Origin of the sequence: Pseudomonas fluorescens, from assembly GCF_002837185.1 — a bacterium.
GTDB classification, from domain to species: Bacteria; Pseudomonadota; Gammaproteobacteria; order Pseudomonadales; family Pseudomonadaceae; genus Aquipseudomonas; species Aquipseudomonas fluorescens_AM.
On record NZ_KZ477991.1, the window covers coordinates 122,914 to 149,053 of the forward strand.

Here is a 26,140-nt window from a genome sequence, read left to right on the forward strand (position 1 = left end):
CGTTGACTATCATCAATGCCGGCGAGCGAAAAAAAGCCTGAATGTCTGGGGCTGGAACGCCCCCGCGTAACCGGCAAAGCTACCTGAATGCGCTGGGGCAGTCCAGCCAGGCGGGACTGGCACTTTGCCACAACTCAAGGCATGCTAGCCGCCCTCCGGGCGTCCGGCTTATAGTGCACGTCGCGCGCCAGTCCAGCCAAACCGCAGGATCACAGCTTGTCCAAAGTCACGCCGCCCACGCCCTTGCGCGCCGCTCATCTAGCGCCGGGAGCGCCCCTGCACGGCACTTTTAAAGGCGCGTTGGCGACGCTTGTGCTGGTGTTGCTCGCGTTATTGTTCTGGCAACTGCTGGACCAATTGCAGCAAAACCAGAAAAACCAGCAGCAATACACCATCGATTACAGCGCCGACCTGGCCGAACAGATCAGCCAGAATATGGCCCTGAGCGCACAGATCGCCTTGAATCTGCTGCCGATCGTCGAGCCGCCGCGCAACGCCGAACAACAACTGGCCCTGATGCACACGTTGCAGCGCTCATTTCCCGAATTGCGCAGCTTCGCCCTGCTCGCCCCCAGCGGCGCATTGATCAGCGACACCGCCAGCGACAGCCAGGACAGCGCCCTGCTCGAAGAACTGGTCAAGCGCAGCCACGCCCAAGCCTATTACCTGAGCAACGACAGCGACGGCACCGTCATCTATCTGTTGCTGCACCAGCCCAGCGGTGGGTCGAAACTGTACTGGGCGCTGCGCCTGGCGCCCACTTACCTGGCCAACCTGACCCGCCAGGATGCCCAGGGCCAGCGCCCGATGTGGGCGATCGAGAACCGCTTGAATCACCGTGTGGTCAGCCGTGACAGCGGCATGCCCGCACAGTGGGCCAGTGCGTTGACCCCGGACGAGTTGAATAAAAGCGTGCTGGTCACACCGTTGAGCAAAAGTGACTGGCAACTGCGCGGGCTGTTCGACCGCAGCGCGGTGCTCGAACAGCTGCTGCCGGCCTTTATCGGCAAATGCCTGCTGGGCCTGGCTTTTTCGCTGGTCCCGGTGATCGTGCTGCTGAACATGCGCCGGCGCCAGCGCCAGGTGCATGAAGGCCGGCGACGTTATCAGGATATTTTCGAAGGCACCGGCGTGGCCTTGTGCGTACTCGACCTGTCGGGGTTGAAGGCGTTCTGCGACAAGACTGCGGTGCAGGACGGCGAACAATTGCGCGCCTGGCTGCAGGCCAACCCCGCCGAGCGGCGCAAACTGCTCAAGGAGCTGCGCGTCACCGAGGTCAACCAGATGGCGGTGCGGCTGTTGAACGTGAGCTCCTGCGAGCAAGCCTGGGAGCGTCTGATTGACGATGCCCCGCACAATGCCACCGCTATCGGCCACCAGGTGCTGGAAGCCGTACTGACCCGGCAAAAACAACTGGAGCTGGAAATCCAGCTCAACGATGTGACGGGCAATGAACAATACCTGTGGCTGGTCATGCGTTTGCCGGAACAGCAGGATGACATCAGGGCGGTCATCCTCAGCATCAGCGATATCACCAGCCGCAAGCTGATCGAGCTGTCGCTGGTCGAGCGCGAGAGTTTCTGGTCGGATGTGGTACGCACCGTGCCCGACCACCTGTATGTGCAGGACGTGATCAGCCAGCGCATGATCTTCAGCAACCATCACCTGGGCCATACCCTCGGCTACAACAAGGCCGAGCTGCAGAAAATGGGTGAGTACTTCTGGGAAATCCTGCTGCACCCCGAAGACGCCGAGCATTACCACGACGCGCGTCAACAGCAACGCCAGGTGGGTTATACGACCCAACTGCACTGCCAGCTGCGCTTTCGTCACCGCAACAACCAGTGGCGACGCTTCGACATTCGCGAACAGGCCCTGGCCAGGGACACCTCGGCGGTGGTCACACGGATCATCGGCGTGGCCAAAGACATCACCGACCAGATCGAGGCCAGCGAATCCCTGCGCGACAGCGAACAACGCTACCGCATGCTGGCCGAAAGCATCAGTGACGTGATCTGCTCCACCGACAGCCAACTGGCCCTCAACTACGTCAGCCCATCGGTCAACGCCGTGCTGGGGTACGACGTGGATTGGGTGTTCAAGAACGGCTGGCAGTCGATCATTGCCAACCCGCAACAGCTCACGGGCATGTATGGCCTGATGGAGCAGGTCAGCCGTGCCGTCGGTAATCCCGAGGCGCTGAACAGCCTGCGCGATGAGGTGCAGACCCAACTGTTCCTGTTCGACTGCCTGCGCGCCGATGGGCGCAAAGTGCCGATCGAGCTGCGCGTGGTGCTGGTGTGGGACGAACATGGCGCGTTTGAAGGCGTCCTCGGCGTGGGCCGTGACATCAGCCAGCAACGCCGGGCCGAAAAAGACCTGCGCATGGCGGCCACGGTGTTCGAGCATTCCACCTCGGCGATCCTGATCACCGACCCGGCCGGCTATATCGTGCAGGCCAACGAGGCCTTCAGCCGGGTCAGCGGTTACGCCGTCAGCGATGTACTCGACCAACTGCCGAACATGCTCACCGTCGACGAACAGCAGGAAGCCCACCTGCGCTACGTGCTCAAGCAATTGCACCAGCACAGCACCTGGGAAGGCGAAGTGTGGCTCAAGCGCCGCAATGGCGAGCACTACCCGGCCTGGGTCGGTATCACGGCGGTGTTCGATGATGAAGGCGACCTGGCCAGCTACGTGTGTTTCTTCAGCGATATCAGCGAGCGCAAGGCCAGCGAACAGCGCATCCACCGCCTGGCCTATTACGACGCCCTGACTCACCTGCCCAACCGCACCCTGTTCCAGGATCGCCTGCACACCGCATTGCAGTCGGCCGAGCGACAGAAGTCGTGGGTGGTCTTGATGTTCCTCGACCTCGACCGTTTCAAGCCGATCAATGACTCCCTGGGCCACGCCGCCGGCGACCGTATGCTCAAGGAAATGGCCACGCGCCTGCTCGGTTGCGTGGCCGAAGACGACACCGTGGCGCGGATGGGCGGCGACGAGTTCACCTTGCTGTTGCAACCGCGTGTCAACCGCGAAATGGCGCTGAACCGCGCGATCACGGTGGCCGAGCAGATTCTGGCGAGCCTGGTGAAGCCGTTCGTGCTCGAAGGCCGCGAATTCTTCGTGACCGCCAGCATCGGCATCGCCTTGAGTCCCCAGGACGGTAATGAGCTGAGCCAGTTGATGAAAAACGCCGACACGGCGATGTACCACGCCAAGGAGCGCGGCAAGAACAACTTCCAGTTCTACCAGGCCGACATGAACGCCAGCGCCCTGGAACGCCTGGAACTGGAAAGCGACCTGCGCCACGCCCTGGAACAGGACGAATTCGTGCTCTATTACCAGCCGCAGTTCAGCGGCGACGGCAAACGCCTGACCGGCGCCGAAGCCCTGCTGCGCTGGCGCCACCCACGCCGCGGCCTGGTGCCGCCGGGGGATTTCATTCCGGTGCTGGAAGAGCTGGGGCTGGTGGTGGATGTGGGCGACTGGGTGATCAGCGAAGCCTGTCGCCAGCTCAAGACCTGGCACCAGAACAAAGTGCGGGTGCCGAAAGTCTCGGTCAACATCTCGGCGCGACAGTTCTCCGACGGGCAACTGGGCACGCGCATCGCCACCATCCTCAAGGACACCGGCCTGCCACCGGCGTGCCTGGAGCTGGAACTGACCGAAAGCATCCTGATGCGCGAAGTCAACGAAGCCCTGCAGATCCTCGCCAGCCTGAAAAACCTGGGGCTGAGCATTGCGGTCGACGACTTCGGCACCGGTTATTCATCGCTCAATTACCTCAAGCAATTCCCCATCGACGTCCTGAAGATCGACCGCACCTTCGTCGACGGCCTGCCCTCCGGCGAGCAGGATGCGCAGATCGCCCGCGCCATCATCGCCATGGCCCACAGCCTGAACCTGGCAGTGATCGCCGAGGGCGTGGAAACCCACGAGCAGTTGGACTTCCTGCGCGAGCATGGCTGCGATGAAGTGCAGGGCTACCTGTTCGGACGGCCGATGCCGGCGAACCGGTTCGAGGCGCAGTTCAGCAATGATGCGCTGTTCATGTTCGATTGAGTGGAGCCAATTGCTCCACTCAATCGAACATGAACAGAGCAGCTGCAAGCTGCAAGCTGCAAGCTGCAAGCTGCAAGAAGAAGCGGATCTGCTTTTACTTGTAGCTTGCAGCTTGCAACTTGAAGCCGGCACTTCATCCCCATGACTACGTTTCATATCCCTTCCAATAAGCGCTTGGGTTAGAATGCCCTCCTTTTCTGCCCCGATCCTTGAGGACCGCCATGTTCAGCCGTGATTTGACTATTGCCAAGTACGACGCCGATCTCTTCGCCGCCATGGAGCAAGAAGCCGTGCGCCAGGAAGAGCACATCGAGCTGATCGCTTCGGAAAACTACACCAGCCCTGCGGTGATGGAGGCTCAAGGCTCGGTGCTGACCAACAAGTACGCCGAAGGCTACCCGGGCAAGCGCTACTACGGTGGTTGCGAGTACGTCGACGTGGTTGAGCAGTTGGCCATCGACCGTGCCAAAGAGCTGTTCGGCGCCGATTACGCCAACGTCCAGCCGCACGCCGGTTCCCAGGCCAACAGCGCGGTGTACCTGGCCCTGCTGCAAGGTGGCGACACCATCCTGGGCATGAGCCTGGCCCACGGCGGCCACCTGACCCACGGCGCCAGCGTGTCCTCCTCCGGCAAGCTGTACAACGCCGTTCAATACGGTATCGATGCCAACGGCCTGATCGACTACGACGAAGTCGAGCGCCTGGCGGTCGAGCACAAGCCCAAAATGATCGTGGCCGGTTTCTCTGCCTACTCGCAGATCCTCGACTTCCCGCGCTTCCGTGAAATCGCTGACAAGGTCGGCGCCTATCTCTTTGTGGACATGGCTCACGTGGCAGGCCTGGTCGCCGCTGGCGTCTACCCGAACCCGGTGCCTTACGCCGATGTGGTCACCACCACCACCCACAAGACCCTGCGCGGTCCACGTGGCGGCCTGATCCTGGCGCGCGCCAATGCCGAGATCGAGAAGAAGCTGAACTCCGCCGTATTCCCGGGCGCCCAGGGTGGCCCGCTGGAACACGTGATCGCGGCCAAGGCGATCTGCTTCAAGGAAGCACTGCAGCCTGAGTTCAAGACCTACCAGCAACAAGTGGTCAAGAACGCCAAGGCCATGGCCGGCGTGTTCATCGAGCGCGGCTTCGACGTGGTGTCCGGCGGTACCGAGAACCACCTGTTCCTGCTGTCGCTGATCAAGCAGGACATTTCCGGTAAAGATGCTGACGCTGCCCTGGGCAAAGCCTTCATCACCGTGAACAAAAACTCCGTGCCGAACGACCCACGTTCGCCGTTCGTCACCTCCGGCCTGCGCTTCGGCACCCCGGCTGTGACCACCCGTGGCTTCAAGGAAGCCGAGTGCAAGGAACTGGCCGGCTGGATCTGCGACATCCTGGCGGACCTGAACAACGAAGCCGTGATCGACGCGGTACGTGAGAAGGTCAAGGCCATCTGCAAGCAGCTGCCGGTGTACGGCGCTTGATTGCAGTTGCTTGAATGAAAAGCCCGGCTCTTGAGCCGGGCTTTTTTATGCCAATTTGAAATGCGGTCAAGTGTGGGAGGGGCTTGCCCCCGATGGCAATCTATCAGTCGCTGCTTGTGGTGACTGACACTCAGCTATCGGTGGCAAGCCCCCTCCCACATTTGGTTGCATTTCAAGTCAGGTAGGTTGGTAGACCCTGGCAAAGCCTTCGCGAATCTTGTCTTCCGGCAATTCATCGGCAATAAACACAATCACACTCTCCCGCGCCTCGCCTTCGGCCCATTCGGTGTCCCAGTCGAAGCCGTAGAGCTTCAGCACGCCCTGGAATACCATGCGCCGATCCTCTCCGGCGATGTTCAGCACGCCCTTGTAGCGCAGCAGTTGCTTGCCATGGTCTTCCAGCAGCGCGTTCATGAACTCACTGAGGCGGTCGATATCCAGCGGCTGGTCGGTGCGCAGCACCAGGCTGGAAATACGGTCGACCGATGGCGCAGCGCTGACAGGGCGCAGACTCATGCCGGCGTTGAGGTTGAAGCCGCGCACGTCGAGCAGTTCGGCCAGGTCAATCCTGCCATGCTCCACCACCCGGATCGGTGCGCGGCGGTTGATGCGGGTCAGGCGTTCGCTGAGGGCGGTGAAAGTGGCATCGTCCACCAGGTCGCGCTTGCTCACCAGCAGGCGGTCGGCAAAGCCGATCTGGGCCTGGGCGATGGTCTGGGTCAAGTGATGCTCGGCGTGGGCCGCGTCCACCAGGGTGATGATGCCGTCGAGGATATAGCGCTCGCGCAGTTCCTCATCAATGAAAAAGGTCTGGGCCACAGGCGCAGGATCGGCCAGGCCGGTGCACTCGATCACCAGGCGGTCGAAGGCGATTTCACCGCTGTCCAGCCGCTCGAGCAGCAAGTACAGCGCCTTGGTCAGGTCGGTGTGGATGGTGCAGCACACGCAACCGTTGGAGAGGGTCATGACCTGTACCGGCTCTGCGCCCAACAATTGCGTATCGATGCCGGCATCACTGAATTCGTTTTCGATCACGGCGATCTTCAAGCCGTGCTCGGCCTTGAGCAGATGGCGCAGCAAGGTGGTCTTGCCGGCGCCGAGGAAGCCGCTGAGCACGGTGACCGGAATGGGAGAGGACAAAGATAGTTCTCCTTATATCTGAAGGAACACAAAACAACTGTGGGAGGGGGCTTGCCCCCGATGGCAGTGTGTCAGGCACTGATGTGCCGCTGATACACCGCTATCGGGGGCAAGCCCCCTCCCACATGGAATTACCGCAAGCCCGAGTGCCGGATCAGCAGCACTTGGGCCCACCCTTGCCGCCGTAACGGGCCTCCTGGCGTTCCCGGAAGAACGCCTTGTAGTCCATCATCGGTTTGTCCGGGTGCTTGGTTTGCATATGCTCGACGTAGGTGTCGTAGTCGGGCATGCCGACCATCAGGCGCGCGGCCTGACCGAGGTATTTACCGAGGCGACTGATGTCATTGAACATGCGTGCAATCCTCGGTTATGCGTCCGGTACAGCCTGGAACGGCGCTTCTTTATCCGTACGCTCTTTGTTGCCCCAGGCGGCAATGCCGACCTTGAGCGCATAGAACAGGATGCTGAACACCACGAACAGGAACAGCGCCGTCAGCGTTGCGTTGGTGTAGGCGTTGTAGATCACGTGTTGCATCTGGTCGATGCTCTTGGCCGGGGCGAGGATCTGGCCATTGGCAAGGGCATCGCTGTATTTCTTCGCCAGCGACAGGAAGCCGATCGCCGGGTTGGCGTCGAACAGCTTGATAAAGCCCGCAGTGGTGGTGCAGATCAACAGCCAGACTGCCGGCAGCAAGGTCACCCAAATGTAGCGCTGACGCTTCATTTTGATCAGCACAACCGTGGCGAGCATCAGCGCGATCCCGGCCAGCATCTGGTTGGAGATGCCGAACAGCGGCCACAAGGTGTTGATGCCGCCCAGTGGGTCGATCACGCCTTGGTACAGCAGGTAACCCCACATCGCCACACAACCGGCGGTGGCAATCAGGTTGGCGGTCCAGGATTCAGTGCGCTTGAGCGACGGCACGAAGGAGCCGAGCAGGTCTTGCAGCATGAAACGGCCGGCACGGGTACCGGCGTCGACCGCCGTCAGGATGAACAGCGCTTCGAACAGGATCGCAAAGTGGTACCAGAACGCCATTGTGTTTTCACCCGGCAGCACACTGTGCAGGATCTGCGCGATACCGACCGCCAGGGTCGGTGCACCGCCGGCACGTGCCAGGATGGTGGTTTCACCGATGTCATGGGCCACGGCCGACAGCGCTTCGGGGGTGATTGCAAAGCCCCAGCTGCTGACGGTCTGCGCCACGGTCACCACGTCGGTGCCGACAATCGCCGCCGGGCTGTTCATGGCGAAGTACACGCCAGGCTCGATCACCGACGCGGCAACCATTGCCATGATGGCCACGAACGACTCCATCAGCATGCCGCCGTAACCGATGTAACGCGCATGGCTTTCATTGGCCAGCAGCTTGGGCGTGGTGCCCGAGGAGATCAGCGCATGGAAGCCGGAGACCGCGCCACAGGCAATGGTGATGAACAGGAACGGGAACAGGCCGCCCTTCCACACCGGGCCGGTGCCGTCGATGAACTGGGTAAGCGCCGGCATTTTCAGGTCAGGCATGGTGACCAGGATGCCAATCGCCAGCGCGATGATGGTACCGATTTTCAGGAAGGTCGACAGGTAGTCACGCGGCGCCAGGATCAGCCATACCGGCAGTACTGCGGCAACGAAACCGTAGCCGATCAGCATCCAGGTGATCTGGATCCCGGTGAAGGTGAAGGCCTTGGCCCACACCGGGTCAGCGGCGATCTGCCCGCCCAGCCAGATCGAACCCAGCAGCAACAGCACGCCGATGATCGAAATTTCGCCAATGCGGCCCGGACGGATGTAGCGCATGTAAATGCCCATGAACATCGCGATCGGGATGGTCGCCATCACCGTGAAAATGCCCCACGGGCTCTCGGCCAGGGCCTTGACCACGATCAGCGCCAGCACCGCGAGGATGATGATCATGATCAGGAAGCAGCCGAACAGCGCGATAGTCCCGGGAATACGGCCCATCTCTTCGCGGACCATGTCGCCCAGGGAGCGGCCGTTACGCCGGGTGGACAGGAACAGGATCATGAAATCCTGCACCGCACCGGCCAGCACCACACCGGCAATCAGCCAAAGCGTGCCGGGCAGGTAACCCATTTGCGCCGCCAACACCGGGCCGACCAGAGGGCCCGCACCGGCAATCGCCGCAAAGTGGTGACCGAAAAGGATATGTTTGTTGGTCGGCACGTAGTCCAGACCGTCGTTGTTGATCACTGCGGGGGTGGCCCGCCGTGGGTCCAGTTGCATCACGTTATTGGCGATGAACAGGCTGTAGTACCGGTACGCGACCAGGTAGATGGCCACCGCAGCGACCACAATCCACAAGGCGTTGATCGCCTCGCCGCGGCGCAAGGCCACTACGCCGAGGGCGCACGCTCCTACGATTGCCAGCACCAGCCAGGGTAGATGGCGTAGCAGGCTATTATTATTTTTCATTTTTATATTCCAGCCAGGGTGGACAGAAAGGACAGCCAGCCCGAGTTTAGCGCTGTTGGCCTTAAAGGCCACCCCCCTACGTTGGTCTAGAGCCTTGCCGATGCAAAAAAAGCAGAAATAAAGGCTGAATGATGGCGCAGGGCTACAATGCTTCTATTCACGGAGGACTTCACCATGACCGAGCACGCGTCCGACCGCCGCCGTTTTCGCCGGATTGCCTTTGACGCCAAGACCGAACTTCGGCAAAACGAACGCGAATGGCCAGTGCAATTGGTGGATTTGTCGTTAAAGGGGCTGCTGGTACAGCGACCGCAAGACTGGAAGGGCAATAAAGCGCTGCCGTTCGACGTGGACATACGCCTGGACCCAAAGGCCCATATAAAGATGCAGGTTCGTCTTACCCACGAAGACCAGGGTCAATTGGGTTTCGTATGCCAATACATCGACCTGGACTCGATCAGCCATTTGCGACGTTTGATCGAATTGAACCTGGGCGATCAAGAGGAACTGGAGCGCGAGTTGGCGGCATTGCTGGAAACCTAGATGCCAACACAGGGCAAAATGTGGGTGGGGGTTTGCCCCTGATAGCAGTGTGTCAGGCGCTGATAGATTGACTGACCTGCCGCCATAGGGGGCAAGCCCCCTCCCACATTGGTTTTGCGGTGTTGGTGATTACTCGAACAACGCATCCAGCGCCTGTTCCAGGCGCGTGACCCCGATCACCTGCAATCCTGGCGGCATTTCCTTCGGCGCATTGCCCTTGGGCACGATCGCCCGCTTGAAGCCATGCTTGGCCGCCTCTTTCAAGCGTTCCTGGCCACTGGGCACCGGGCGCACTTCGCCCGACAACCCTACCTCGCCAAACACCAGCAAGTCATGGGGCAGTGGCCGGTTGCGCAGGCTGGACATCACCGCCGCCATCAACGCCAGGTCGGAAGCGGTCTCCAATACCTTGACCCCGCCCACCACGTTGAGGAAGACGTCCTGATCGTGCGTCGGAATACCGCCATGGCGGTGCAACACCGCCAACAGCATGGCCAGGCGGTTCTGGTCCAGGCCGAGGGTGACCCGTCGCGGGTTGGCCAGATGGCTGTCATCAACCAGCGCCTGGACTTCCACCAGCATCGGTCGGGTGCCTTCCCACGTCGCCATCACCACGCTGCCTGGGACTTCTTCCTGGGCGCGGGTGAGAAAGATCGCCGACGGATTGGAGACTTCTTTCAGCCCCCGGTCAGTCATGGCAAACACACCCAACTCGTTCACCGCGCCAAAGCGGTTTTTCACCGCCCGCAGCAACCGCAGGCGGCCATCGGATTCACCCTCGAAATACAGCACGGTATCCACCATGTGTTCCAGCACTCGCGGCCCGGCCAGCGCGCCTTCCTTGGTCACGTGGCCGACCAGGAAGATCGCCGTGCCGCTCTGCTTGGCATAGCGCACCAACAGCGCCGCGCTTTCACGCACCTGGGATACGCCGCCAGGCGCTGACTGCAGTTGCTCGGTGAAAATCGTCTGGATCGAGTCGATCACCATGACCTTGGGTTTTTCGATGCGCGCCGTGGCGATGATGCTTTCGATGCAGGTTTCGGTCATGACCCGCAGTTGGTCCTGGGGCAGGCCCAGGCGACGGGCGCGCATGGCCACTTGTTGCTGGGACTCTTCCCCGGTGACGTACAGCGCCGGCATGCGGCTGGCGATGCTGCACAGGGTTTGCAGCAGGATCGTGGATTTACCGATGCCCGGGTCGCCGCCGATCAGCACGACCGAGCCGTCCACCAGGCCACCGCCCAATACCCGGTCCAACTCACCGGAGGCGGTGGAGAAGCGCGGGATCTCTTCGACGCTGACTTCGGCCAGGGTCTTGATCTGCGCTTGTTGCCCGGTCCAGCCGGCGCGGCCGGTGGGGGCTGCGGCGCCACCGCTTTCAATCATGGTTTCAGTCAGGGTGTTCCACGCACCGCACTCGCCGCACTGGCCCGCCCATTTGGGAAAGGTCGCGCCGCACTCCGTGCAGCCGTACATGCGCTTGGCCTTTGCCATTGAAGAACCTCCAACCGAAAAACCGCGATGATAGCTCAGCGCGGCGCCGGGGTCCGGATTTCGCCGTTGGCCAAGCGCGAGGCCGTGTTGCCGATAGGGTCTTCGGCGTTGAGATCGGCGCCTTTGGCCTTCAGTTCGCCCAGCAGTTCGACGCGTTTGAACAGCCCGGCGTACATGGCGGCGGTCTGCCCCGCGCCGTTGCGTTGGTCGGGGTTGCAGTCGGTGGCCAGCAAACGCTGGGCGATTTTCAGTTCGCCTTTGAAAATCGCGCCCATCAGCGCGGTGTTGCCGCGCTTGTCCTGCACGCAGGCGTCGGCGCCGGCGGCCAACAGGCGCTCAACGTAGGCGCTTTGGCCGTGATAGGCGGCGAGGATCAAGGCGGTGTAGCCCTTGTCGTCCTGAGTATTCAGGGCGTAGCCCGACTCGATGAACGTGTTGAGCATGTCGAGGTCGCCACGACGGGCGGCGTCGAAATAATAGTCCTGAAGCTGCGCCTTGAGCGCACCAGGGTCATTGGATGGGGGTTGTTCGGCCAGCACACTGAACGAACAGCAGGCCAGCAGTGCCCATATGAACGTACGCATGATCAAAATCCTTGAGAAAGACCCCCTTTAGGAGCGAGCCTGCTCGCAAAAGCCGTCAACGATAACGCGTGCATCCTGGATAAATGCGTTGCCTTTGAGTTCTTCGCGAGCAAGCTCGCGCCTACAGGAGGGCGCGGTTAGTCGCTCAGTTTGTCAGCCAGTGCTTTCACACGCGCCAAGTCACCCTTGGCCACCTTGGCCACACCAGTGCCGTATTCCGGATCGGCTTTGTAGAGGAACGACAGGATGATGTGCTTGCTCTCATCATCGGTGCTCGCCAACGAGCCACCGAAGTTGTCGATCAGGTCCTGACGCTCTTTTTTGCTGTAGGAGCGATACAAGTCGCCGGCCTGCTTGAAGTTCTGCTCACGCTGGATCTTCGCCTGCTGGGTGCTGCCCGACAGCGGCGATTGGCTGTAGCGCGCAGTTTGCGGCTCTTCACGTGGCAACAGGCGGCTTGGCTGGTAGTTCACGCCAGTGGTGGTCTTGCCGACGTTCAACGCGCCGTCCTGGTTGCCGTTGTTGACGGTGACCCGTGGAGCGTTGATCGGCAGTTGCAGGGCATTGGCGCCCAATCGGTACATTTGTGTGTCGGCATAGGAGAACACCCGACCTTGCAGCAGGCGGTCTTCCGACGGCTCGATACCCGGCACCAGGTTGGCCGGGGCCATCGCCACTTGTTCGGTTTCCTGGAAAACATTGGCCGGGTTGCGGTTGAGCACCATTTGCCCGACTTTGCGCTCCGGCACATTCGGCCAGATCTTGGTGGCGTCCAGCGGGTCGAAATCGAACTTGGCCAGGTCTTCAGGTTTCAACACCTGCACATACAGGTCCCACTTGGGGAAGTCGCCCTTGTTGATATGGGTGACCAGGTCATTGGTCATATGGCTGTAGTCACGCCCTTGCACGTCGGTGACTTGCTTGGGGTCGAGGTTCTTGATGCCTTGCAGGCTCTTCCAGTGGAACTTGACGTAGTGCACTTCACCCTTGGCGTTGATCAACTTGTAGGCATGTACGCCGTTGCCGTCCATCTCCCGATAACTGGCCGGTGTGCCGGAGTCCGAGTACAACTCGGTCAGTGTACGAGTGGACTCTGGAACATGGGAGAAGAAGTCGAAACGACGCGAGTCATCGTCCAGGTTAGTGCGCGGGTCCGGTTTGAAGGCGTGGACCATGTCCGGGAACTTGATGGCATCGCGAATGAAGAACGTCGGGAAGTTATTACCGACCAGATCCCAGTTACCTTCGGCGGTGTAGAACTTGGTGGCGAAGCCCCGTGGGTCGCGCAGGGTTTCCGGGGAATGGTTGCCGTGGACCACGGCCGAGAAACGCACGAACACCGGCGTGGCTTCACCGGCGGCAAATACCTTGGCCTTGGTCAGGTCGCTGAGGTTGTCGGTCACGGTGAAGGTGCCATGGGCGCCCGTACCACGGGCATGCACCACACGCTCGGGGATACGTTCGCGGTCGAAGCGCTGCAGCTTCTGAATCAATTGAACGTCCTGCAGCAGCACGGGGCCATTGGCGCCGGCCGTCTGCGAGTTCTGGTTATCGCCAACGGCGGCGCCGTTGTCACGGGTCAGGTTGGCGGCTTGCACGGAGAGGGTCAGCAGGCTGGCGGTCACCAACGCCAAGGCTTGGCGTGCCGACACGGGCCTGCGATTGATTGAAGGGTTCATCAAGGTTTCCTCTGGTTTTTTTAGTGCACATTCAGTTGTGCTTGCCAGAGGCTAGTGACCTGCGGGTCAGAAGATAAATAGAAAAACACCACAGGCCCGATTGAGAAAAAAATCTGGTAACCCGCTGAAATTCGCCGTATTTCGCGCGCGATTGGTGGCACTTTGCAAACTAATTGCGTTTTAATGTGTCGATTAAAACCAACAGTGTTAAAGGTTGTGTCGCGCAAGCCCGCTACGACTGACTTACACTGACTTCCACCCTTTTCATCTGTAACAAGGAATAACTTATGGGCGTGATCAGTGAGTTCAAGGCCTTCGCGGTCAAAGGTAACGTGGTCGACATGGCCGTCGGTATCATCATCGGCGCCGCGTTCGGCAAAATTGTTTCCTCGTTTGTAGGGGACGTGGTGATGCCGCCGCTCGGCCTGTTGATCGGTGGCGTGGACTTCGGCGACCTGGCAATCACGCTTAAAGCCGCGCAAGGCGATGCACCCGCCGTGGTGCTGGCATACGGCAAGTTCATCCAGAGCGTGGTCGACTTCTTGATCGTCGCCTTCGCCATCTTCATGGGTGTCAAGGCGATCAACCGCCTCAAGCGCGAAGAGGCCGTAGCCCCGACGCTTCCACCGACGCCGACCAAGCAAGAGGTGCTGCTGGGCGAGATCCGCGACCTGCTCAAGGCACAGAACGACAAACCGCTCTGACCCGCAGATGCAAAAAGGCGCCGCGTGAGGCGCCTTTTTTTTACCAGTAGTTTTCCACCGCCACCTGGCCCGGGCGTCGGCTCAGGCTCAGTTGCATGTCGCGCTGCTTGAGCAACTGGCGCGTGTCATCGACCATCTGCGGGTTGCCGCAAATCAGCACGCGGGAGTGTTGCGCCGTCAACGCGATGCCGGCCGCGCGCTCCAGCTCCCCGTTCTCGATCAAGGTGGTGATACGCCCGTTCAATGCGCCCGGATGCCGCTCGCGGGTGACGATAGGGATGTAGATCAGCTTGTGGGCGTATTCGGCCAGGTATTCGCGCTCGCCCAGGTCCTTGATCAGCGTCTGGTATGCCAGTTCCCTGGCCTCGCGTGCGCTGTACACCAGAACGATACGTTCAAATTTCTCCCACACCTCGAAATCCTGCAGGATCGACAGGAACGGTGCCACCCCGGTGCCGGTGCCCAGCAGCCACAGATCACGCCCGTCTACAAAGCGGTTCAGCGTCAGAAAGCCCGTGGCCTGGCGCTCCACCAGCAAGGTATCGCCGACTTTCAGGCGGCTCAACTCACTGGTGAACTCGCCGCCTGGAACCACAATGGAAAAGAAATCGAGGTATTCGTCAAACGGCGACGACACGATGGAATAGGCGCGCCACACGGTACTGCCATCCGCCTTGGTGACGCCCAGACGCACGAACTGGCCGGCGGTAAAGCGAAAACCGGCATCACGCGTGGTGCGCAGGGTAAAAAGGCTGGGGGTCAGCGATTGCACATCGAGCAAGGTCTGGCGGGTAAATTTCTCAGCACTGGCCGTCATGGGGGGCTCCGTTTTGCACAGGGCCGTAGTGTCTCTCAAAGCGCGCCGCGCAAACACCGTTGATTGGTAATGGCATTACAGTCAACCGAGTCGACGGCCCTGTCAGGCGGGTAACAATCGGTGACAAAAAGCGTCCCAACACCGAACTAAACATTTCGCTATCAATACGCCCGCAATAAGCAACAACACGAAGGCGAACGTACCGATAGCGTCACTTTGACATCATTCGTAAATGATTGAAAAACTGCGCTCTCTTCCATATGTCCGACTAAAGCCCAGTCCTTGTCCACGCTGTTACAGCCTGACCCAAGGCAGTCAAGGAGTTTTTTTTCAGCCTCACAAGTAAGACTTATCCTACACTTTCCATTCAAGTCGCATTGGGATCAGGACGTACCCAAGTCACACGAAAACCTATGGAGAGCAATCGATGGTCAAATGGCGCAATACACGGCTGCCCAAGCTTGAGGGCGAGAGCGAAATCACCAGCGTGTTTGAAATGGTCGTCAATCACACGTATGAATTAGGATTCCAACATTGCTCATTTACGATGAGTTCTCAAGCTCCAAGCAACCAAACAGACCCCATACATCTTGATAACCATCCGAGTGAATGGAGAAATATTTACAAACGAGCGCATTTCTTCGATATAGACCCTGTTGTATCCCACTGTAAGAACAGTGTCCTGCCCATTGTCTGGGACCCGAAAACGTTCAGCAGTACCCCCCAGTTGTGGGAGTTGGCCCAGTCGTTTGGGGTGCACTTGGGCTGGACCCAGGCGGTCCATGATTTCCAAGGTGTGTACAGCATGCTCACGCTGACGCGTGGCAAAGGCGAGGTCAGCCCCGAAGAGCTTTACGAAAAAGCCGGGCAGGTGTTGTGGCTGTGCCATGCGATGCATGCAGTCGTTGCAAAAAAATACGCCGACAAAGCCCATATCACCACGCCCAGCAAGCTGACCGCACGGGAAACGGAGGTCCTCAAGTGGTCCGCCATGGGCAAGACCGCTTCCGAGATCGCGGCTATTCTCTGCCTGTCCGAGCGTACGGTGGGCTTTCATATCAGCAGCACCTTCAAGAAGCTTGGGGTGCACAACAAGATCCAGGCTGTGCTCAGCGCCTCTAAAGCAGGGCTGTTTTAACCCGCACAAGAAACAGCGCATGTCATCGCGTTGAAAAAAAAGTAACATTTGCGGCCCATTCTGAGTGTTGATGCTGCCCTTTCACAGGTTGCCTCGCCGTTCACTCAGACGGTTCCGTCGATTACCCAGAGCCTCCCCCGCCATGCCCCTGCTTGACAGCCCCTTCGCCCAGCTCGATTTGATCCGTCAGCCCGAGCAACACAATGATCCGCTGCAAGCCTTCGATGCCGCCGACGAATACCTGCTCAACCACCTCGCCGGCCAGCAACCCCCTGCGCAAACCCGTGTGCTGGTACTCAATGACAGCTTCGGCGCCCTCGCGGCCAGCCTTGCAGGCCAGGTGCAGGTGACCTCCAGCGGGGACTCGTTCCTCGCCGCCCAAGGCCTGGGAAAAAACCTGGTGCGCAACGGTAAAGCCTTTGATGCGGTAAGGTTCGTACCGGCCAGCCAAGTGCCGGTCGGGCCGTTCGATCGGGTGTTGCTCCGTGTGCCGAAGACCCTGGCGCTGCTGGAAGAACAGTTGATTCGTCTGCAGGGGCAACTGGCACCGGGCGCCGAAGTGATCGCCGGGGCGATGATCAAACACTTGCCACGCGCCGCCGGTGAACTGCTGGAGCGTTATATCGGGCCGATGCATGCCACGCTTGCGGCAAAGAAGGCCCGGCTGCTGATCGCCACCGTCGCGGATCGCCCCGCGCCCATATCGCCCTACCCTACCCGCTACTCGCTGGATACCCCGGCCATCGAATTGCTCAACCATGCCAACGTGTTCTGCCGCGAAGGCCTGGACATCGGCACGCGCGCCTTCTTGCCGCACCTGCCGAACAACCTGGGCGGCGCCCGCGTGGCCGACCTTGGTTGCGGCAACGGCGTACTGGCAATTGCCAGCGCGCTGCAAAATGCTGACGCGCAGTACACCCTGGTGGACGAGTCCTTCATGGCGGTGCAGTCAGCCGCCGAAAACTGGCAGGCCGCGCTGGGCGGACGGGATGTCATCGTGCGCGCCGATGACGGCCTGGCCGGCCAGGACCCGCAGTCGTTGGACGTGGTGCTGTGCAATCCGCCGTTCCACCAGCAGCAGGTGGTGGGCGACTTTCTCGCCTGGCGCATGTTCCAGCAGGCGCGCGAGGCGCTGGTGGTGGGTGGCGCGCTGTATATCGTCGGTAACCGTCACCTGGGTTATCACAGCAAATTGGCGCGCCTGTTTCGCGGCGTCGAACAAGTGGCGGCCACACCCAAGTTCGTCATTCTCAAGGCGCGCAAATAAAAAAAAGCCCCACCCTTCCAGTAAGAAGAGCAGGACTCAAAAAAACCGGGCCGCAAGGCCCGGATAGGGATGTCAGTGGGTGGTCAGGCCGGCCGCGTTCATGAACATGCGCATCAGGCTGGCGACGATAAACAGGGCCAGCACACTGCCAGTCCAGATCATCGCCAGCCATCCAAGGCGCCGCCACAGCGGCTGTTTCTCGGCCTGTTCGATATCGTGCAACGAAGGTTTGCCCGCCATGCTGCGACCCTCCTAGTGATAACCGTCTTCATGGGTGACCTTGCCGCGGAACACGTAGTAGCTCCAGAAGGTGTAGCCCAGGATGAACGGAATGATGAACAAGGTGCCCACCAGCATGAAGCCCTGGCTTTGCGGCGGCGCGGCGGCGTCCCAGATCGACACCGACGGTGGAATGATGTTCGGCCACAGGCTGATCCCCAGACCGCTGTAACCCAGGAAGATCAATACCAGCGTCAGCAGGAATGGCGTGTAGTGCGCACGGCGTGCCACGGCGCGGAACAACCCGTACATCGTCACCAGCACCAGCAGCGGCACGGGCAGGAACCAGAACAGATTCGGCAGGGTGAACCAGCGCGCGGCGATGTCCGAATGGGTCAGCGGCGTCCACAGGCTGACGATACCGATTACCGCCAACACCACGAAGGCCAGCGGGCGCGCCAGGTTGTGCATCTGTTCCTGCAACTTGCCTTCGGTCTTCATGATCAGCCAGGTGCAGCCGAGCAAGGCATACGCCACGATCAACGCCACGCCACAGAACATCGTGAACGGGGTCAGCCAGTCCAGCGAGCCGCCGGCGAACTGGCGGTTGACCACCGGAATACCATCGATGAACGCCCCCAACGCCACGCCCTGGAAGAACGTGGCCGTCAGCGAGCCGCCGATAAACGCCTTGTCCCACAAGTGACGCTTATGGTCCTTGGCCTTGAAGCGGAACTCGAAGGCCACGCCACGAAAGATCAGCCCGATCAACATCAGGATCAGCGGCAGGTACAACGCCGACAACACCACCGAGTAGGCCAGCGGGAATGCACCGAACAAGCCCGCGCCGCCCAATACCAGCCACGTTTCGTTACCGTCCCACACGGGCGCCACGGTGTTCATCATGACGTCGCGGTCGGTCTTGCCCTTCACGAACGGAAACAGGATGCCGATGCCCAGGTCGAAGCCGTCCATCACCACGTACATCATGATGCCGAAGATGATGATCACGGCCCAGATCAGCGGAAGATCAATGCCCATCTCAATGCCCCTTGTGCTGGATGTCGTCGTGGTCGTTATCGGTGCCATCATCGGCAGCGGACAACGGACGCGCCGGGGTACGTTTCTGGCCAGGTCCACCCTGGGTCGGCTCGGTGACCTCGTAAACCACAGGCCCTTTGCGCACCAGTCGCATCATGTAACCCAGGCCCGCGCCGAACAGCGCGAAGTACACCACCACGAACAGCACCAGGGTGATGGTCATCTGCGCCAGGCTATGCCCGGAAGAGGCATCCGCCGTGCGCATCAGCCCGTAGACCACCCACGGCTGGCGGCCGATTTCGGTGGTGAACCAGCCGGCGAGAATCGCGATCAGACCGGACGGGCCCATCCACAACGCCAGGTACAGGAACGGCCTGGACGTGTACATCTTGTCGCCACGGCGCAGCCACAGGCTGAACAAGCCCGTGAAGATCATCAGGAAACCCAGGCCGACCATGACCCGGAACGACCAGAACACCACGGTCGAATTGGGACGGTCTTCAGGCGGGAAGTCCTTGAGCGCCGGCACCTGTTTATCCAGCGAGTGGGTCAGGATCAGGCTGCCCAGGTAGGGGATTTCCACCGCATACTTGGTTTTTTCGGCCTTCATGTCCGGCCAGCCGAACAGGATCAGCGGCGTGGGTTCATTGCCGATGTTTTCCCAGTGACCTTCAATCGCGGCGATTTTGGCCGGTTGGTGCTTCAAGGTATTGAGGCCGTGGAAGTCGCCGATCACCGCCTGAATGGGCGCAACGATCAAGGCCATCCACATCGCCATCGAGAGCATTTTGCGGATCGCCGGGTTGTCCTTGCCGCGCAGCAAATGCCAGGCCGCCGACGAACCGACGAAGAACGCGGTGGCCACGAAGGCAGCGGTGGCCATGTGCGCCAGGCGGTAGGGGAATGAGGGGTTGAAGACCACGGCGAACCAATCGGTCGGAATCACACGGCCATCGACGATTTCAAAGCCTTGCGGCGTCTGCATCCAGCTATTGGAGGAGAGAATCCAGAACGTCGAGATCAGCGTACCGATCGCCACCATCACGGTGGAGAAGAAGTGCAGGTTGCGCCCCACCTTGTTCCAGCCAAACAGCATTACCCCCAGGAAACCGGCTTCGAGGAAGAACGCGGTGAGTACTTCATACGTCAGCAGCGGCCCGGTGACGGCGCCGGCGAAGTCCGAAAAACGGCTCCAGTTGGTGCCGAACTGGTAAGCCATGACCAGGCCGGAGACCACGCCCATGCCGAAGTTGACGGCAAAGATCTTCGACCAGAAATGGTAGAGGTCACGGTAGGTGTCGTTGCGGGTCTTGAGCCACAAGCCCTCCAGCACCGCAAGGTAACTGGCCAGGCCGATGGTGATCGCCGGGAACAGGATGTGAAACGAGATGGTGAACGCAAATTGAATTCGGGCGAGATCTAGCGCCTCCAAACCGAACATAAGTCTTCCTCTGTCAGGTAATACCGGCTGCGGGCTCGGAGCCTGCACCCACTGCCCCCACGGATATGGAGTGTGGCGAATTTCAATTCGTTTCTTTTTTTACCCGTCACGCAGGGAGTCTGGCCTTTCGGCCACCAGAGCAATCCCGGAGCGGGCGTTGATCTGGATCAAGCATCGTTGAAAGAGTAGTCCCATTTTCGATGGGCAGTTGTGTGGTGTTTTGCCGCGTGACAGCTTGCCTCACCGAGGTTATTGCAACTCTTTGTTACAACATAATGCTAATCTCGACGCTCCCTTCGGCACCGACCTGTACGCCCAATGCCTAGTGAACCCGCGTTGCTGTTACGTCACCACCGTCCTTTCATCGCGTTCTGGCTGGCGCGGATCTTTACCGCCAGCGGTTTCCAGATGCTGACCGTGGCCATCGGCTGGAACCTCTATCAACTGACCGGCAATGTGCTGGACCTGGGATTGGTCGGCCTGGTGGAGTTCGTGCCGCGCGTGCTGTTCATGCTGCACACCGGGCATGTGGCCGATCGCTATGAGCGACGCAAAGTCGCCGCCATCTGCCAGACCGTCCAGGCGCTGATTGCCCTGTCCCTGGCCATCGGCGGGCTGACCGGCAACGTGACCCGCGAGATGATCTTCGTCCTCGCCTTCCTGCTTGGCGCCGCGCGTTCATTCGAAATGCCCACCACCCAGGCAATGCTGCCGAGTATCGTGCCCAGCGCGCTGTTCCCTCGGGCCGTGGCTTCGTCGCAATCGGCCCAGCAATTGGCGACCATCGTCGCCCCGGCCCTCGGCGGCTTGCTCTATGCGTTCGGCAGCGTCTGGGTGTACGGCCCGACCGTGGTGCTGTACCTGATCGCCTGCGGGCTGACCTTGAACCTGCCGGCCCGCCAGACGCCGCTGAACAAAGGCAAGGCCACCCTCGACTCGCTGCTCGCCGGGATTCGCTTTATCCGCAGCCGGTCGGACATCCTCGGCGCCATCTCCTTGGACCTGTTCGCCGTACTGTTGGGCGGCGCCACCGCGCTATTGCCGGTGTTCGCCAAGGACATCCTGTTGACCGGCCCCTGGGGCCTGGGCCTGTTGCGCTCGGCACCGGCGGTGGGGGCGCTGCTGATGTCACTGTGGCTGGCGCGTTTTTCGGTGGACCGCAAGGTCGGTCGCGTCATGTTCACCGCGGTCGGCGTGTTCGGCGTGGCGACCATCGCGTTCGGGCTGTCGACCTCGTTCTGGTTCTCCCTGGCGGTGCTGGTGGTGCTCGGCGCGGCGGACATGATCAGCATGGTGATCCGGGCTTCGTTCGTGCAACTGGAAACGCCGGATGAAATGCGCGGCCGGGTGAGTGCGGTCAACGGCTTGTTTATCGGTGCATCCAATCAATTGGGTGAGTTCGAATCGGGCATCACCGCGCACTGGTTCGGCACTGTGCCTGCGGTGGTCATGGGCGGGATTGGCACGCTGGTGGTGACCGGGGTGTGGATCAAGCTGTTCCCGACCCTGGCCAATCGCGACCGTATGCATGTTCCGGTGGAAGAGCCTGTGTTGAAAACCACCGCCTGACCCGCGATGACAATAAGGTCAAATGTGGGAGGGGGCTTGCCCCCGATAGCGGTAGATCAGTCGCATCAGCGTCGACTGACACACCGTCATCGGGGGCAAGCCCCCTCCCACATGGGTTACGCGCTGTCTTTTAGAGCACCTTGTCCAGGGTGATCGGAAACTCCCGGACCCGTTTGCCAGTGGCGTGATAGATGGCATTCGCCACCGCCGCCGCCACCCCGACAATGCCGATCTCTCCTACGCCCTTGGACCCCAGCGCATTGACGATCTCGTCGTGTTCTTCGACAAACAACACGTCAATCTCGCCGATATCGGCATTCACCGGGATGTGGTACTCGGCCAGGCTGTGGTTCATGTAGCGCCCCAGTTGATGGTCGACCTGGGTCTCTTCATGCAGCGCCATGCCTATGCCCCACACCACACCGCCGAGGATCTGGCTGCGCGCCATTTTCGGATTGACCACACGCCCGGCCGCAATGGCGCTGACCACGCGGCTGACCTTGATGGTGCCCAGGTCCTCGTCCACGCGCACTTCGACGAATACCGCCGAATGGGTGGCGCTGGCATAGCCCTCGCGCTTCTTATCGGGCTCGCTGTCTATCTGCACCTCCAGCGCGTCCTCACCGCTGTCCTTGACCAACTGGGCCAACGACACACTCACGTCACCGGTATGCAACTGGCCCTCTTCGAAGCGAACGGACTGGGCGTCCTTGAACACCGGGTAAACCTGCCGGGCGGTTTCCAGCAGTTTGGCATTGAGGGCTTCACAGGCCTGCTGCACGGCAGTACCGACGGACGACACGGTAAACGAGCCGCCCTGCAATGGCGCCGTGGGCAAGGACGAATCGCCCAGCAGGAAGCTGATATCGGCCATCGCCACGCCGCTGGCCTGGGCTGCGATCTGGGTCATCACAGTGTAGGTGCCGGTACCGATATCGGTGGTGGCGCTGCTGACGGTGAGTTTGCCGTCGCTGGCGATGCGCGCCTTGGCACTGGCTTTCATCTGCATGGCTTCCCACACCCCGCCGGCCATGCCCCAGCCGATCAACTGGCGGCCGTCGCGCATGCTGCGCGGTTCGGGGTTGCGCTGGCTCCAGCCGAAACGCTCGGCGCCTTCGCTGTAACATTCGCGCAGGGCTTTGCTCGACCAGGGTTTGTCCTCGTTCTGGTTACGCTCGGCGTAGTTGATCAGGCGCAGTTGCACCGGGTCGATGGCCAGGGCACAGGCCAGTTCATCCATGGCGCATTCCAGGCCGATCACGCCCAGGGCCGCGCCTGGAGCACGCATGTCCAGTGGGGTGAATACATCCAGCGGCACCAGGTTGTAGGTCAACTGCACGTTATCGCAGTGGTAGAGCATGCCGCTCCATTCCACCACGTGTTCGCTGAAATCCTCGAAGCGTGAAGTCTGGCCGACTGCGGTATGCCCCAGGGCCAGCAGGCGCCCGTTGGCGGCGGCGCCCATCTGCAAGCGCTGCAAGGTGCGAGGGCGGTAGCCGAAGGTGAACATCTGCTGGCGGGTCAGGGTGACGCGTACCGAACGCTTCAGTGCCAGTGATGCCATCACCGCCAGCGGCAATTGGTACTGCGGGCGCAGGCCCGAACCAAAGGCACCGCCGACAAACGCGGCAAAGATGCGCACCTGGCTTTTATCCAGGCCGAACACTTTCTGTACATAGGCCTGGCAATTCTGCGGCCCCTGGGTCTTGTCGTGGATATGCAACGTGCCGTCCGGTTGGTACAGCACGGTGCTGGCGTGGGGTTCCATCGGGTTATGGTGTTCGATGGGCGTGCTGTAGTGCAGATCGAGGCTGATGGCGGCGCCAGCCCATTCGGCCTGGAAGTTGCCACGCGGGCCGGGCGGGGTCTGCGGCGAAGGGTGGGCCGATTCCTGCTGGGTGATCAGGTCCGTTTCGAAGTCTTCGCGCGCGTACTCAATCTCCACCAACGAGCCGGCATGCCGCGCCAGCTCCAGGTTATCGGCGATCACCAGCGCCAGCGGCTGTCCGCTGTAGAGCACGCGGTCGTTGTAGAGCGGGCGAAAGGGCGAGCCGTCGGCGGCATCCGCATCGGCGAAGGCATCGTCGTAGCTGGCGATCCGGGGGCGATTGAGGTGATCGATGACGTCCACCACGCCTGGCAGCGCCAGGGCCTTGGAGGCATCGATGCGGATGACCCGGCCTTTGGCGATGGTGCTCGATACCACGCTGCCATGCAGCAGGCCGTCCTCGGGAAATTCCCCGGCATAGCGTGCTTTGCCGGTGACCTTGAGCAGACCGTCGACACGGTCCAGGGGTTTGCCGATGGCACTCATGGCTGTTCTCCCGCGACCGCAGCGTCGCTCAGTGCTCGAATGATTGCGCGGCGCGCCAGCTTGATCTTGAAGCCGTTGTGTTGCAGCGGCTCGGCATCTTGCAGCAGGGCATCGGCGGCGTTACTGAAGGTTTCGCGGCTGACTGGGCGGCCGATCAGCGAAGCCTCCACCGCACGGTCACGCCAGGGCTTGTGGGCCACACCGCCCAGGGCCAGGCGGGCGTCGATGATCTCGTCGCCGTCCAGCTCCAGGGCAGCGGCAACCGACACCAGCGCAAACGCATAGGACGCGCGGTCGCGGATCTTCAGGTAGTGACTGTGGCGAGCCAGGTTATCGGCAGGCAATTCCACGGCCGTGATCAGTTCGTCATCGGCCAATTGGTTGTCCCGTTGCGGCGCATCACCCGGCAGACGGTGGAAGTCGGCAAACTCGATGACCCGCGCCCCGCCGCGCCCTTGCACATGCACCCGCGCCTCCAGCGCTGCCAGGGCTACGCACATGTCCGAGGGGTGGGTGGCGACGCATTGCTCGCTGGCGCCAAGGATCGCGTGGATGCGATTCAAGCCGGTGCGTGCCGGGCAGCCGCTGCCGGGCTCACGCTTGTTGCACGGCACCGTGGCGTCATAGAAATAGTAGCAGCGGGTACGCTGCAGCAGGTTGCCACCGGTACTGGCCATGTTGCGCAGTTGCGGCGAGGCCCCGGCCAGGATGGCCTGGGACAGCAACGGGTAACGCTGCTCGATCAGCGGGTGCCAGGCCAGGTCGGCATTGCTGACCAGCGCGCCGATACGCAGGCCGCCCTCAGCGGTTTCTTCGATGGCGCGCAGCGGCAATCCGGTGATATCGATCAGGTGCTCGGGGCGGCTGATGTTCTCTTTCATCAAGTCCAGCAGGTTGGTGCCGCCGGCAATGAAGCGTGACGCCGCGCTGCTCAGGTGGACCGCCTCGTGCACATCGGCCGGCTTGCTGTAATGGAACGGATTCATTGCTCACCTCCCCGGTTGCCGCACGCCGGCAGCGCCTCTTCAATGGCGTCGCGGATATTGCTGTAGGCGCCGCAGCGGCAAAGGTTGCCGCTCATCAGTTCCTGGATCTGCGCACTGTCGTGGGCGCGGCCTTCGTTGGCCAGGCCGACCGCCGAGCAGATCTGGCCGGGGGTGCAGTAGCCGCACTGGAAGGCATCGTGCTTGATAAAGGCTTGCTGCATCGGGTGCAGTTGGTCGCCATCGGCCAGGCCTTCGATGGTGGTCAGCTCGGCGCCGTCGCACATCACGGCCAGGGTCAGGCAGGCGTTTACGCGTTTGCCGTCACGCAAGACGGTGCAGGCACCGCACTGGCCGTGGTCACAGCCCTTTTTGCTGCCGACCAGGTCCAGTTGTTCGCGCAGCAGGTCCAGCAAGGTGGTCCAGGGCAGCACACTCAATTGGCGATCCTGGCCATTGAGGGTCAAGCGTATCGGGTGGGCAACGTACGGCTGGGCCGCCGCGCCATTGGGGGTCGCGCTCATAAACACCTCACGGGTTGGTCTACATCCGCGGCGTTCAGGAAAATCGCCGTCTCAGGGGTACGACTTCCCGGGGTTTTGAGCGTTCAAGATGATTGATCAGTGGATATTGAGCTGGGTTCTCAGGGTGTTTTGCGGGGGATTGATTGACGTATTGGTGAATTCGAACCAACCCTGGGCCTGCACGTTAAGGTCGAACACATAGATGTAGCCCATCAGCGTGCCTGCCCCGTTGCAGGCCTGACTGATGTTTCCCACCTGGCACACCGCCGTGCGTTGCCCGTTCAACTCTGCGCCGTTGAAGCGTCCCATCGGGCTATTGCCCAGGCCGACTTCCATCACTGAGACTTTGGTGGGCCCGCGGTGCTCGCACATCTGAGTGGTCTGCACGCGCTCCGGGATGGCCTCGCTGCACTTCGCCGACTCGACCTTGAACACCCGCACCTCGCTCAAGGCCGGTGCAGTCGCGCCCCACGCCGGTGCTGCGCCCAGCCACAGGCTGATACTGGCGATCAGCGCTAGACTCCACACGTTGGCTTTTTTCATGCTGTCGATGACCTGCTGTTGAACGTCGGCGCAGTATGCCTCAAGGCCATGCGCCATACAGCCTCGGCTGCTGGTATGATGCGCCGCTTTTTCCGATCCTCTCTGAAACCACAGGCGCTTGGCGCAGTTTGTGCTTTGACTTAGAGGTCAACAAATCACG

The 26,140-nt window shown here is 61.1% G+C and carries 21 protein-coding genes; 7 read left to right on the plus strand and 14 right to left on the minus strand.

Features of this window, described 5'->3' with window-relative positions; genetic code table 11:
- The first annotated feature begins 216 nt into the window (after window positions 1–216).
- Window positions 217–4,068, plus strand: a complete 3,852-nt coding sequence (locus CIB54_RS08990) for a sensor domain-containing protein (protein ID WP_065952122.1) — start codon at window positions 217–219, stop codon at window positions 4,066–4,068.
- Between the two features lie 221 nt (window positions 4,069–4,289).
- Complete coding sequence (glyA, locus tag CIB54_RS08995; protein WP_065952121.1) at window positions 4,290–5,543, plus strand: serine hydroxymethyltransferase; 1,254 nt, start codon at window positions 4,290–4,292, stop codon at window positions 5,541–5,543.
- Between the two features lie 177 nt (window positions 5,544–5,720).
- On the opposite strand, the gene yjiA is transcribed toward glyA, so the two are convergent.
- From yjiA to CIB54_RS09010, 3 genes are all read right to left on the minus strand, one after another.
- Complete coding sequence (gene yjiA, locus CIB54_RS09000; protein WP_101219575.1) at window positions 5,721–6,683, minus strand: GTPase; 963 nt, start codon at window positions 6,681–6,683, stop codon at window positions 5,721–5,723.
- 154 nt (window positions 6,684–6,837) lie between these two features.
- On the minus strand, window positions 6,838–7,035 hold the full coding sequence (locus tag CIB54_RS09005; protein ID WP_003176208.1) for a YbdD/YjiX family protein: 198 nt from the start codon (window positions 7,033–7,035) through the stop codon (window positions 6,838–6,840).
- 15 nt (window positions 7,036–7,050) lie between these two features.
- Complete coding sequence (locus tag CIB54_RS09010) at window positions 7,051–9,117, minus strand: carbon starvation CstA family protein (RefSeq protein WP_065952119.1); 2,067 nt, start codon at window positions 9,115–9,117, stop codon at window positions 7,051–7,053.
- 174 nt (window positions 9,118–9,291) lie between these two features.
- On the opposite strand from CIB54_RS09010, the gene CIB54_RS09015 reads away from it, so the two are divergent.
- Window positions 9,292–9,660, plus strand: a complete 369-nt coding sequence (locus CIB54_RS09015; protein ID WP_065952118.1) for a PilZ domain-containing protein — start codon at window positions 9,292–9,294, stop codon at window positions 9,658–9,660.
- Window positions 9,661–9,789: 129 nt separating this feature from the next.
- Here the strand turns inward: CIB54_RS09015 and radA are convergent, their stop codons facing one another.
- The 3 genes from radA to katB form a co-directional block, all read right to left on the minus strand.
- On the minus strand, window positions 9,790–11,157 hold the full coding sequence (gene radA / locus CIB54_RS09020; RefSeq protein ID WP_032884669.1) for a DNA repair protein RadA: 1,368 nt from the start codon (window positions 11,155–11,157) through the stop codon (window positions 9,790–9,792).
- A 35-nt stretch (window positions 11,158–11,192) separates the two neighbouring features.
- Window positions 11,193–11,741 (minus strand): ankyrin repeat domain-containing protein, encoded by a 549-nt coding sequence (locus CIB54_RS09025; RefSeq protein WP_065952117.1) that lies wholly within the window; start codon window positions 11,739–11,741, stop codon window positions 11,193–11,195.
- Window positions 11,742–11,878: 137 nt separating this feature from the next.
- Window positions 11,879–13,420, minus strand: a complete 1,542-nt coding sequence (gene katB, locus CIB54_RS09030; RefSeq protein ID WP_101219577.1) for a catalase KatB — start codon at window positions 13,418–13,420, stop codon at window positions 11,879–11,881.
- 287 nt (window positions 13,421–13,707) lie between these two features.
- Between katB and mscL the strand changes: the two genes are divergently transcribed.
- Window positions 13,708–14,124 carry a large-conductance mechanosensitive channel protein MscL gene (gene mscL, locus CIB54_RS09035; protein WP_065952115.1) on the plus strand — a complete coding sequence of 139 codons (417 nt, stop codon included), beginning with the start codon at window positions 13,708–13,710 and terminating at the stop codon, window positions 14,122–14,124.
- 40 nt (window positions 14,125–14,164) lie between these two features.
- Here mscL and CIB54_RS09040 read toward each other — a convergent pair whose 3' ends face one another.
- Complete coding sequence (locus CIB54_RS09040; RefSeq protein WP_101219579.1) at window positions 14,165–14,941, minus strand: ferredoxin--NADP reductase; 777 nt, start codon at window positions 14,939–14,941, stop codon at window positions 14,165–14,167.
- A gap of 427 nt (window positions 14,942–15,368) precedes the next feature.
- Here CIB54_RS09040 and CIB54_RS09045 point away from each other — a divergent pair, with 427 nt between their 5' ends.
- Both CIB54_RS09045 and CIB54_RS09050 read left to right on the plus strand, forming a co-directional pair.
- On the plus strand, window positions 15,369–16,079 hold the full coding sequence (locus CIB54_RS09045; protein WP_101219581.1) for a helix-turn-helix transcriptional regulator: 711 nt from the start codon (window positions 15,369–15,371) through the stop codon (window positions 16,077–16,079).
- 142 nt (window positions 16,080–16,221) lie between these two features.
- The gene (locus CIB54_RS09050; RefSeq protein ID WP_101219583.1) at window positions 16,222–17,346 is read left to right on the plus strand and encodes a methyltransferase; all 1,125 of its coding nucleotides are present in this window, start codon (window positions 16,222–16,224) and stop codon (window positions 17,344–17,346) included.
- A 72-nt stretch (window positions 17,347–17,418) separates the two neighbouring features.
- On the opposite strand, the gene CIB54_RS09055 is transcribed toward CIB54_RS09050, so the two are convergent.
- The 3 genes from CIB54_RS09055 to CIB54_RS09065 are packed head-to-tail and all read right to left on the minus strand — an operon-like array spanning window position 17,419 to window position 20,047.
- Window positions 17,419–17,586, minus strand: a complete 168-nt coding sequence (locus CIB54_RS09055; RefSeq protein ID WP_065886906.1) for a DUF2474 domain-containing protein — start codon at window positions 17,584–17,586, stop codon at window positions 17,419–17,421.
- A 12-nt stretch (window positions 17,587–17,598) separates the two neighbouring features.
- On the minus strand, window positions 17,599–18,606 hold the full coding sequence (gene cydB, locus CIB54_RS09060) for a cytochrome d ubiquinol oxidase subunit II (protein ID WP_065952111.1): 1,008 nt from the start codon (window positions 18,604–18,606) through the stop codon (window positions 17,599–17,601).
- 1 nt (window position 18,607) lies between these two features.
- On the minus strand, window positions 18,608–20,047 hold the full coding sequence (locus CIB54_RS09065; protein ID WP_065952110.1) for a cytochrome ubiquinol oxidase subunit I: 1,440 nt from the start codon (window positions 20,045–20,047) through the stop codon (window positions 18,608–18,610).
- A gap of 318 nt (window positions 20,048–20,365) precedes the next feature.
- Between CIB54_RS09065 and CIB54_RS09070 the strand changes: the two genes are divergently transcribed.
- Window positions 20,366–21,616 (plus strand): MFS transporter, encoded by a 1,251-nt coding sequence (locus CIB54_RS09070; RefSeq protein ID WP_065952109.1) that lies wholly within the window; start codon window positions 20,366–20,368, stop codon window positions 21,614–21,616.
- Window positions 21,617–21,746: 130 nt separating this feature from the next.
- Here the strand turns inward: CIB54_RS09070 and CIB54_RS09075 are convergent, their stop codons facing one another.
- The 4 genes from CIB54_RS09075 to CIB54_RS09090 form a co-directional block, all read right to left on the minus strand.
- Entirely contained in the window at window positions 21,747–23,930 is a 2,184-nt protein-coding gene (locus tag CIB54_RS09075) for a xanthine dehydrogenase family protein molybdopterin-binding subunit (protein ID WP_101219585.1), read from the minus strand.
- Window positions 23,927–24,916 carry an FAD binding domain-containing protein gene (locus CIB54_RS09080; RefSeq protein WP_101219587.1) on the minus strand — a complete coding sequence of 330 codons (990 nt, stop codon included), beginning with the start codon at window positions 24,914–24,916 and terminating at the stop codon, window positions 23,927–23,929. Before CIB54_RS09080 ends, CIB54_RS09075 begins: the two co-directional genes overlap by 4 nt.
- The gene (locus tag CIB54_RS09085) at window positions 24,913–25,437 is read right to left on the minus strand and encodes a (2Fe-2S)-binding protein (protein ID WP_065952106.1); all 525 of its coding nucleotides are present in this window, start codon (window positions 25,435–25,437) and stop codon (window positions 24,913–24,915) included. The genes CIB54_RS09080 and CIB54_RS09085 overlap by 4 nt, the downstream gene beginning before the upstream one ends.
- Before the next feature lie 96 nt (window positions 25,438–25,533).
- Entirely contained in the window at window positions 25,534–25,980 is a 447-nt protein-coding gene (locus CIB54_RS09090) for a DUF4879 domain-containing protein (RefSeq protein WP_065952217.1), read from the minus strand.
- Window positions 25,981–26,140 lie beyond the last annotated feature (160 nt).